General features: G+C 48.8%; 4 protein-coding genes. 1 reads left to right on the top strand and 3 read right to left on the bottom strand.

What is annotated here, in order from left to right; all coding sequences use genetic code 11:
* Positions 1 to 268: 268 nt before the first annotated feature.
* Complete coding sequence (locus JGK22_RS20220; protein ID WP_293313490.1) at positions 269 to 5,803, bottom strand: PAS domain S-box protein; 5,535 nt, start codon at positions 5,801 to 5,803, stop codon at positions 269 to 271.
* 671 nt (positions 5,804 to 6,474) lie between these two features.
* Between JGK22_RS20220 and JGK22_RS20215 the strand changes: the two genes are divergently transcribed.
* Positions 6,475 to 10,287, top strand: coding sequence for a sugar-binding domain-containing protein (locus JGK22_RS20215; protein WP_293204890.1), 3,813 nt, complete (start codon positions 6,475 to 6,477; stop codon positions 10,285 to 10,287).
* Positions 10,288 to 10,290: 3 nt separating this feature from the next.
* Here JGK22_RS20215 and JGK22_RS20210 read toward each other — a convergent pair whose 3' ends face one another.
* Entirely contained in the window at positions 10,291 to 10,677 is a 387-nt protein-coding gene (locus JGK22_RS20210; RefSeq protein WP_293183400.1) for a type II toxin-antitoxin system VapC family toxin, read from the bottom strand.
* Positions 10,674 to 10,910: a toxin-antitoxin (TA) system antitoxin gene (locus JGK22_RS20205; protein ID WP_293183398.1), complete on the bottom strand. Its 237-nt coding sequence runs from the start codon at positions 10,908 to 10,910 to the stop codon at positions 10,674 to 10,676. Before JGK22_RS20205 ends, JGK22_RS20210 begins: the two co-directional genes overlap by 4 nt.
* Positions 10,911 to 10,955: the final 45 nt, after the last annotated feature.

The raw sequence follows: 10,955 nt of genomic DNA, 5'->3' as shown, positions 1-10,955 counted from the left end.
ATTTAGGTATGTAGTTGCGCTTAAGCGCTCTTGATTTAGGTATGTAGTTGCGCTTAAGCGCTCTTGATTTAGGTATGTAGTTGCGCTTAAGCGCTCTTGGTTATATGTAAGCTCAGAGCGCTCAAGCGCAACTACGTACCTTTCCGGAGCGCTTAAGCGCAACTACGTACCTTTCCGGAGCGCTCAAGCGCAACTACGTACCTTTCCGGAGCGCTTAAGCGCAACTACGTACCTGGAGGAGCGCTCAAGCGCAACTACGTACCTTCTGTTAGTGTAAGGTTTTTAACTGAGCTAAAACTGTGGCGAATCGAGCAGAATCGATCGGCTTTGCTAAGTGTTCGTCGTAACCGGCCTCGATCGCCCGATGCCGGTCTTGTTCGCTAGCATAAGCTGTCAGCGCCACAGCGGCCAAGCGCTTGATTTTGTCAGATTCGGACGATCGCACTTTGCGGATTAACGAGTAGCCATCCTCAACCGGCATCCCGATGTCGCTGACTAAAATATCCGGCGGCGACTGCTGTAAAATGTCGATCGCCTCTTGGGCTGAAGCAGCAGCCATCGCCAGAGCCCCCAACTGTTTCAGCGCCAAAACCAAAAACTCGCGGTTGTCGGGTTCGTCATCAACTACCAATACCTTTAAACCAGCCAAAATACCAGGACTCACGGCAGCTAATTGCCTTTCCTCTATCAACTGCGGCTGCTGACTCCGACGCTGTTTCAGGGGCAGCATTACTGTAAATGTCGCCCCGAGTCCCTCTCCGGGACTTTCGGCGCGTACAGTGCCGCCGTGAAGTTCCACCAAGTGCTCGACGATCGCCAATCCCAGTCCCAAACCCCCGTAAGCCTTAGTAATTGAGCCATCTGCTTGTCGGAAGCGATCGAACACGTAGGGCAGAAACTCAGCAGAAATGCCTTTGCCGGTATCGCTAACAATAATTTGTATGTAATTAGGTGATGGGGAATTAGCAACAGCTACCGCAGACAAACGCAGTTGGACTGTTCCCCCGGATGGCGTAAACTTGACGGCGTTAGTCAGCAAATTCGAGACTACCTGCTGCAACCTCTGGGCGTCGCCCCACATCAAACTGATTGCGGGGTCAAATTCCGAGGAAACAGTCACAGACTTAGCCTGAGCGGCGAAACTGACACAATTGAGGGCAACTTCGATCGTCTTTGTCATGACGAACCAGCCGGGTTTTAGAACCAGCTTGCCTTGAATAATCCGGGAAACATCGAGCAAATCTTCGACTAGCTGCGTTTGCACCCTCGACTGACGCTCGATCGCTTCCAAACCGCAAGCTAAAGAATCTGGTGTGTACGGGCGGGTGCGGAGCATTTGGGCCCAACCCAGAATTGCGTTTAAAGGCGTGCGGAGTTCGTGGGAAAGAGTGGCTAGAAACTCGTCTTTCCGGCGGTTGATGGCTTCTGCTTCTGCCCGCGCGGCTTGTTCGCGATCGAGCAACTGAGCGAGTTCTGCCTCGACTTGCTTGCGATCGCTGATGTCGGCGACGATCGACATACAGTTAATGTTACCCTTGGCGTCGCGGACTGGAGTTGCCCACAAACCGATGTCGATCGAGGTGCCGTCTTTTCTTTGGCGCTGGGTTTCCATGCCGGCGATCGCATTTCCAGCGCGAATTCCTTTCAAATTCTCCATAAATTCCTCCCGCTTGTCTGGGGGAACGCTGGGCAAAAATTTACCTACCGCCTCGGATTCTGGCCAGCCAAAAATCCTCTCAGCGGCTGGGTTCCACATTTTTACAATGCCGTCCTCGGCGCCGAAAACGGTAATTGCTAGGGGACAAGCCTGGATCAAGGCTTCCAAAGTTTGATTGATTTGCGATCGCGCCTCTTCTGCTTGTTTGCGATCGGTGATATCGACGTTCACGCCGATAGTCCGCAGGGGCAAACCGCGCTCGTCCTGAAACACCTTAGCCCTGCAAGCAATCCAGGCGACGCTGCTATCCGAGCGGCAGATGCGGAACTCGATGTTTAATTCCTCGCCGTTCGTCGCCGCAGCCAGTACCTGCTGTTCGGTGAAAGTGCGATCGTCTGGATGCACCATTGCCAGCAAATTTTGATAGCTGCTCTGGAAACCGCCGGCCGGCAGCCCGTACAAAGCCTCTAACTCCGGCGTACACGCGAGTTCGCCCGTTTGGACGTTCCATTCAAAAGTTCCGATTTTGCCTGCTTGCTGAGCGATTTGCAGCCGTTGTTGATTGTTTTTGAGTTCTGCTTCCACCCGCGAGATTTCGGTCAAGTCAATGTAGAATCCGACGATCGTCTCTGGTTCGCCCTTGTCAGGGCACAAAGTCGTCGCGCCCATCAGCACCGGCACGCGGCTGCCATCTTTGCGGATGTACTCTTTCTTAAAAGGAGTTGCGACTCCCGACGCCCGCAGTTCCCCGGCCGCCCGGGCGTCGAGGTGGAGGTATTCGGAGGGGGTCATATTGTCCCACCGCATTTGACCGGAGAGCACGTCTAAGCGAGTATAGCCCACCATGTTGAGCAGGGAGTCGTTGGCGTAGGCGATGCGGCCGGTAAAATCGCCGATCGCGACTCCGAAAATATTTGAGTCTAACAGTCGGCGGAATAAAGCTTCGCTTTGCTGGATTACCCGTTTTGCTTGGTTGCGATCGGTAATTTCGGCAACCACGCTGCTGACTCCCAACAGCGTTCCCGATTCATCGATCACGGGGTAAAAGCTGACTTGCCAATCCCGCACAACTCCCGGCTGTTGAAGGGTTTCGGCCTTAAGTTCCATGTCGAGTACGGGGGTTTGCGTAGCGAGCACTTGGCGGTAAATCGGCTCTACCAGATTGGCAAGTTCCGGTATCGCTTCTCTGACGGTGCGCCCGATGTGATCTGCGATCGTGCGGCCGTTGATCGCAGCGAGGCATTCGTTCATGCGGATGTAGCGCAAATTGGTATCGAGAAAGCACAGCCCGACTGGTGTGGTGTTGTAAACTAAGTCGAGTTCTGCTAGTTGGTTGCTAATGCGAATTTCGTTTTCTCGGATCTGGTTTTGAGCTTGTTTGCGATCGGTGATATCGACCACGAAGAACGATCCTTTGTCTGTGCATCCTTGCAAGTGTCCGGCGCCGACAAAAACTGGGAAGCGCGTGCCGTCTTTGCGGATGTATTCTTTTTCAAAAGGCTCGCAACTTCCTGATGCTGCGACTTGGGCGAGGGCTGCGCGATCGAGTTCTGCGTATTCCGGCGGCGTGATATTGCTCCAGTGGATTTTTCCTGAAATTAAGTCTTCTCTCGTATATCCAATCATGTCCAGCAAGGCGTTATTAGCTTCGGTAATTTCGCCGCCCGCCTCCCAGAAACCAATGCCGATCATGTTAGAATCTACCACGCTGCGGAAGCGCATTTCACTTTCCCGCAAAGCTAATTCTGTTTGTTTGGCTGCGGTAACATCTGCGATAATTATGCCAGCGCCGATGATTTCTCCCCTTTCATTTTTCACCGGGTAGTAGTTGGCGAGCCAGTAGCCGAAATATCCGGGTCTTCCCCCATGTTCGCCGCTGACTTCTACATTTAAAACAGGTTCGCCGGTTTCTAGAACTTGCTGAATTATTGGTGCAAACTCGGCAGCGGATTCTGGCAACAATTGGCGGTAGTCTTGACCGAGATGCTGTTCTGCTGTCAAACCGTTGAGTTCTGCTAATACTTGATTGATGCGGATGAATCGCATTTCGCGATCGAGAAAGCAAATCGCTAGGGGAGATGCTTCTAACAGCGAGTCAATTAAGGCGAAGGATTGCGATGTTTGAGCTAGTGCTTGCTGCGCTTCTGCATAAAGTCTGGCGTTGTCCAGGGCGATCGCCACGCGGTATGCTAAATCTTCTAGCATTGCCATATCTTCTGCACTGTAGCGGCGCCCCAACTTTGAGGTAAAGCAAGTGATCGCACCCATTACCCGCCCGCGCGCCTTCAGCGGTACGCAAGCGTGAGAACCGATATTGAGCGATTCCCTACGGGATAGCTTCGCCGCGCGTAGCATTTCAATTTCTGCTGCATTTTCGGCTGCTGCTGCTAAAATCTCCTCATCCACTTCGGCAATTAGTTGGGATTTGCCGGTGCGAATTACCAGCGGATAGCCGTTAACAGCATCAAAGGCGATCGGGCTGCAAACTCTCAACTTATTAATCGTATCAACCGTAGAGGCTTCTGCGTGAGCCACAGCGACTTTGCGGACTTTTGAGTCAGTTTCGGTCAAATGAATGCAGCACCCATCGGCAACAGAATTAACTGCTAATTCAGCGACATTTTGCAGCACTGTTTCTCCGTCAAACGCAGCAGCCAAAATTTTGCTAACTTCTGCCAAAAATGCCGATCGCTGCTGTTCTATTTGGGCTTTTTCTCGGGCTGCTTGCTCGGTTGCCAACTGCAATCTTTGACTTTCTGTAAGTTTGAGTTCTGTGATATCGCGGGCAACAATTAACGCCGATTCTGGTACGCCGTCTTTGTCAAACTCTGGAACTACGCGAGATTGATAACTTCTGATGCCGTCGGTTGAGTAAGCCTGAAATTCGATGACTTCTTCTCGACCAGTTTCTAGCACTTTGCGGAGAGTTTCATCCCACCTCTGGCAAAGTTCCGGCGGCATTCCTAGCTCTTGACTGGTTTTTCCGAGGAAGAATGAAATTGGTTTTCCTTGAGTTCTAGCAACTGCTTCGTTGACATAAATATAACGCAGTTCTTTATCGGTGCGGATAATCACATCGGGCGTATTTTCTAGCAACGTTCTCAGTTGCTGTTCGCTGCTAGACAAAGCTGCTTGTGTTTGCTGTCTTTCAGTAATATCTCGCACCGTACCCACGTGTCCGATGAGTGCCCCACAGTCGGAGAACATCGGCGCCGAACCAACATTAATCCAGCGCACAATCCCCTCTGCTGTTTGCAAGCGATATTCGATCGCATATTCCCCAAGTTCCCGAGTATAATCCAGCCATCGGCTCAATACGCGATCGCGGTCTTTCGGGTGAATGCAATTCTCCCAACCATCTCCTAAAAGTTCTGCCAAACTCAAGCCACAAATCGCCTGAGTGCGAGGGTTTGCATAGGTGTAGCGCCCCTCAAAATCTGCCATAAAAATTCCCACAGGCGAACAGGAACTTAAACAGCGAAATCGTTCTTCTTGAGCTTGCAGCGCTTCTTTAGCTACTGTTAGCTCAGCCGTGCGCTGTTTGACGCGGTTTTCTAGCTTGGCGTAGGATGAAGCCAAGGCTATTTCTGCTAATTTGCGATCGGTAATATCGATACCACTTGCGATCGCATATTCTACCAAGCCATCAATACCCAGCATCACTGTATTCGACCAAGAAATGAAGCGCTTGGATCCATTTTTAGTGCGCCAATAGTTTTGATATTCGCTGTAAACAACTTCTGCGTTTAGATTAGCAAAAACTGTTTGAGCTGCCTCAACTTCTTCGGGAATCAAGAACAGATCCCAAACATATTTATCCAGAACTTCTGCTACCGAGTAGCCAGTTGTTTTTTCGCAAGCTTGGTTGAATCGCACAATCCGTCCTCGACTGTCGAGAACTACAATCAAGCAAGCTGTGGTATCAGTTACTTTTGAAATAATCTGGCGTTCTATTTCTAGTTCTTGTTCTGCGGACTTTAAACCAGCATACCAGCCGCCAACCATTGCAGCGGCAAGAAGTAAGATTGCAGGAGTTGCCTGAAGTGCAAACAGTAACAGAGTTGTCAGCAGTAAGGCCGTGCCTGCGGTAAATGTAGCAATGCTGTAAGATTTAATGGGTAAAGGCAAGACCTGAAACCGACTCATTTTTTTTTGACCTGTAGCGATGGCGCGATCGCACTATTTCTGTTTGTGCCTATAAAACAACATGGTTAAAAAAAATTATGTGTTTTTTCTATAACAAACCACATTTGTCGGCGCCGTGCCATCTTCCCACAGATAGATTTTCTGAAGTCAGTTGACAGTTGACAGTTGACAGTTGATAGTAGTCATTAGTCATTAGTCATTAGTCATTAGTCAGTAGGGGCGGTGGATGGTGCGTGCCCGCCCTCATCAGTCATTAGTCATCAGTGCTGTCCCCGCTCGCAAACCTTATCATCAGTCATCAGTCATTAGTCACAGAGAATCAGAAAAATACTCCCAATCTCCCCCTCTCCCAATCTCCCCCTCAGGAGCATCTCATTTTTGTAAAAAGCATTTTTTCTTTGAGTGCGAGCGTCCCCGCTCGCGTATTTTACAATACGCGAGCGGGGACGCTCGCACTATAATAAATGCAAAACTGAGATGCTCCCTCCCACGTCTCCCCTTTCTCCCCTTTCTCCCCTTTCTCCCCCTCTCCCACTCCCCCCCTCTCCCACTCTCCCCATCTCCCACTTTCCCCTTTGTCCACTCGTCGAAACCAAGCAATTGATGCGCGCAGCAGCTTATGATAAATGAAGAGACAAACTGGATAAGTTGATTTCTGGGAGGAACTTACGATGAATCACAAGCTGGCAAAAATTATCGGATTATTTTTCGCAGCCGCCATCGTCTTCGGATTCATCGGTTACGCGGTGCAAAATCCCAACTCGGTCACCAACTCAGTAATGTCGATCGGCTTTCCGAATCTTACTACAGCTACCGCCAGCGCGATCGACAACCAGCGCAACCAAATCTATCTCAACGGCACCTGGCAATTTGTCCCCGCCACAGGCAACCCCCAAAGTCCCCCCGCCTCCCCAAATTGGGGCTCCATCCAAGTACCCGGAGACTGGCAAGAAGAAAAAAACGAATTCATACCCGGAATCATCACTCGCGGCACCGGCAAAGACTGGGAAAACTTCAACAGCAAACAACTATCAAAAGCTTGGTATCAGAAAAAAATAGACATTCCCGGCGAGTGGAAAAACCGCCGCATTTTTATCGACTTAGCCAGAGTCAGCACCGATGCAATTATCTTTGTCAACGGCATTAACTGCGGTCAAATCGAATGGCCCTACGGCAATATTGAAATTACCAAAGTAGCCAAACCAGGTCAAAATACAATATCTATTTTAGTCGCGGCAGTCTCCGACGAAAAAGACAAAGCCGTGATCATGAGTCCCACAGAAATATACACCACAAAATCCAACTTGCAATCGCGGGGAATCATCGGCGAAGTCAGGGTTCTTAGCGTGGCCCCAGGCCCGCTAGTTAGCGATGTATACGTCCAAACTTCCACCAGAAAAAAGCAAATTAAATTAGATGTAGAACTCAAAGACATTACCCAAAACGGTCAAGTTCAGCTTGTAGCGCAAATGCTCGACGAAAAAGGCAAAGTCGAACAAAAATTTACAGGCACTGCAACCGTTCAAGCCAAACCAATTCAAACCGTAAAAGTCCAGTGGGATTGGCAAAGTCCCCGCCTTTGGGATGCCGGCAAACCCAACCTCTACACCCTGCAATTAGAAGTAACAGGCAGCGGCGTTAACACGCAATACAACCAACCCTTCGGCTTCCGGGAATTTTGGGTACAAGGGCGCAAATTTTTCTTAAATGGCACCGAGTTTCGCCTGCGTCCCGCCTTGCATTCCGATACATGGGAAGGTGGCACAGTAGAAGTTTCAGACAGTTTAATAGACGCCTATGTAAAAGCTGGTTTCAATATAGCAGAAATCTGGCCTTGGAATCACGACGAACGGGGTAGATGGCACTTCAGAGAACTATTTTCCGAACGCGCCGATCTCAAAGGTTTTCCAATTATGGCGCCCGCATTAGATATTACTCCCATAGCTTGGAGCGAACAATGGAATAACCGCCAAATTATCGATCGCTGGAAAGGGCGAATGACAGCAGAAATGCGCCGCTACCGCAATCATCCCTCAGTATTAATGTGGGCAACAAGTCCCAATTATTTCGGCAACGGTGACGACCAAAATCCCCGCCGCATCGGCAAGAAAACAGTAGAAGGAACAATCGGCCCCGTCGAAGACCAGCGTTTGCGGGCAAAAACCCCCCTGGGAAATGAAGCTTTTGCTGCTATGAAATCTGTAGACCCAACCAGACCTGTAATGGTACATCAAGGCGGCACTTTTGGCGATGTTTATTCGCTAAATTCTTATTTAAATGTGATGCCGTTACAAGAAAGGGAAGAATGGATTTCAGAGTGGAGTAAAACCGGAGAAATGCCCTACATGGTAGTAGAATTTGGCACGCCTCTGCACGCGACCATGATGCGGAACCGCCAAGGTTTTGATAAGGTGATTGTTAGCGAACCTTGGATGACTGAATTTGCAGCAATTTACTTTGGCAAACAAGCTTACGACTTAGAAACTCCCACTTATAAACGTAAAATTCGCGAGCAATTTGTCAAGGATATGCAGTATAAAAGCTGGCACATGAGCAAGGATTTAGATTTTGCACCTGCTTTTCAAAAGTTGCAGTATTTATTCAGTACGAATACTTGGCGGACTTGGCGGACTTTTGGAATGTCTGGGGGCATGATTCCTTGGCAGCAAGGACACGGTTGGGATGTTTCGGATGCTGGCAGAACCAAGGTAGATCTGGGAGGATTTCAATCGGGTCGCCGAGGTGTTTATTTGAAGCAAGTGTCCAACAATCTGATGCATCATTTGCAACCAGAAGCTTACAAAATTTATCCGGCAGGGGAGGCAATTATGAAGAATAACGGCCCGACTTTAGCTTGGATTGCTGGTGCTAATCAGGCTTTTGCTGCCAAAGATCACAGCTTTTTTGCAGGCAGCAAATTGGCTAAGCAAATAGTATTAATTAACGATACCAGAGCGCAGCAAGATTTTGCATTAAATTGGCGAGTTATGGTCGGGGGAGAAGAGGTAGCAACTGGGGAGAAGAAGGGGAAAATTGACACAGCAGGCACGCTATTTTTCCCAATTGACGTGAAATTGCCAAATACAATTTCTAGCAAAGCTGACGGCGAAATTAGTTTAACTGCACGAATTGGCGATCGGCCGCATTCTGATACATTTCCTTTCCGGGTGTTTGCCAATCAAGCCAAAATCAAGGATACGCTAACAATCTTCGATCCAGTTGGCAAAACATCGGCAATGTTAAAGCAGTTAGGTTATAGTCTGGTGCCTTGGAATGGTTCGCAAGTTTTATCGCTATTAATTATCGGTAGGGAAGCTTTTTCTAGCGGGCAAAATTTGCCAGGAAATTTAGAAAATTTCGTGCGAAACGGCGGCAAAACAATGGTGTTTCCTCAGCGCCGGGAATGGTTGAAAAACATGGGTTTGCGGGTTGCCGAACACGTCAGCCGCCGCGCCTATCCAGTTGACAGCAATCATCCAGCAATTATCGGTTTAGACGGTGAAGATTTGCGGGATTGGATGGGGGAAAGTACGCTGGTTGAAGCTTATCCAGATACAACTCAAACTGGATCGAGATTGAGTCCAGCAAATATGCCTTGGTACGGCTGGCATTGGGGAAATCGCGGCGCAGTCAGCAGCGCTTCAATTGAGAAGCCGCACCGCAGCGGTTGGCGACCAATTTTGGAATCAGAGTTTGATTTAGCTTATTCGCCGCTGATGGAATTGGATTATGGAAAAGGGCGGCTGATTTTAAACGAGTTGGATGTGGAAGACCATTATTCTGTAGATGGTGGGGCGGCGCAGTTAGTCCAGCAACTTGTGAGTTACGGGACGAATTCTCCAATGCTTGGAAAGCCGGATAAGGTGGTTTTAATTGGGGGAGACAAAGATGCCAAGAAGTTGGACAGTTTGGGGGTAATTTATCAGCGGGCTAATGCGCTTTCTCAGGATGCTGGTTTGGCGATTGTGGGTGCCGAAGCGAATCTGAAAGATGCAGATTTGCGTGCTTATTTGAATGGTGGCGGGAATGCGTTTTTCTTGCCGCGTCAAGTACCTGTTGCGGGTTTGGGCGTGGGTTTGCAGCAGGCGAAGGATTTCGGGGGTTCGCTGGCGGTGCCTGGTTGGGATGAGGTGAAGGGGCTTAGCGGTTCGGATTTGCGATCGCGCTCTTTTTATGATACTTGGTTGATTAAGTCTGGGGGAGAAATCGGTGCTGACGGTTTGTTAAGCCGGGTTGCTGTAGGTAAGGGCGTGGCGATTTTCTCTCAAATTGACCCGGATAGTTTGAATGCTGATGCTAAGACTTATTTGCGTTTTACTCGCTGGCGGCAAACTCGGGCAAATGCTCAGATTTTAGCTAATTTAGGGGCAAGTTTTAGGGCCGATGGTGCTGTATTTAACGGTTCGAGTCAGGAGTTTTATCACCCGGATTATAAGACAGATTTTGAGAATGGGGACGATCCTTATCGGTATTATCGATGGTAGGAGTTACCAGTCAATGTTGACCGGATATTTGGCAAATATCGAATCGCAACTCACTAACACAGCGTCTTCTATATTGGCTTGAGCAATCAATAGGCGATCGAAGGGATCTTTGTGATGAGTTGGTAAGTTATTCAAGGCTAAAACATGAGCAATAGTAATAGGTAGCAATTCTATATTGTTAGTCACTTGCTGGCTTTCTATCACTTCTGTTAAAGGCAGATTCAGACTTAGTTTACCAAGTTGGAGCTTGATTTGGATTTCCCAAATGCTGGCAACACTTACAAGCAAAGTATTTTCTGGATTTTGACACAAGGCAAGAGCTTTTGGTGAAAGTCTTTGCGGGGAACTGTCCCACCAAATGAAGGTATGAGTATCGAGGAGTAATCTCATAGATTCCCTGTCCAGAATTCATCAGATAACGGTTCATCAAAATCCTCACTTGTCCAGATTGTTCCAGCGTGCAATCCTGCTGTGCGCGGCTTAGCTGGGGATGCAATGGGCGCTAATCGTACAAGGGGAATACCACCTTCTGTGAGAACAACCTCTATACCTTTAAGTGCTAGAGATAATAACTCTTTTAAATTTGTTTGTGCTTCTTGTATGTCAACTGTTTTTGTGAGCATTGCAGTTATCCTAGCTAGGAGTTAAAAGTGCGATCGCATGGCAGA

Origin of the sequence: Microcoleus sp. PH2017_08_TRC_O_A (assembly GCF_020738665.1) — a bacterium.
Classification (GTDB): Bacteria; Cyanobacteriota; Cyanobacteriia; order Cyanobacteriales; family Microcoleaceae; genus Microcoleus.
The sequence above is the reverse complement of the archived record's forward strand: the minus strand, read 5'-3'. Positions and strand labels throughout refer to the sequence as shown.

Bases quoted from the DNA above. Each gene is read 5' to 3' on its own strand.
- JGK22_RS20220 (WP_293313490.1), bottom strand. From the start codon at position 5,803: ATGAGTCGGTTTCAGGTCTTGCCTTTACCCATTAAATCTTACAGCATT.
- JGK22_RS20215 (WP_293204890.1), top strand. From the start codon at position 6,475: ATGAATCACAAGCTGGCAAAAATTATCGGATTATTTTTCGCAGCCGCC.
- JGK22_RS20210 (WP_293183400.1), bottom strand. From the start codon at position 10,677: ATGAGATTACTCCTCGATACTCATACCTTCATTTGGTGGGACAGTTCC.
- JGK22_RS20205 (WP_293183398.1), bottom strand. From the start codon at position 10,910: ATGCTCACAAAAACAGTTGACATACAAGAAGCACAAACAAATTTAAAA.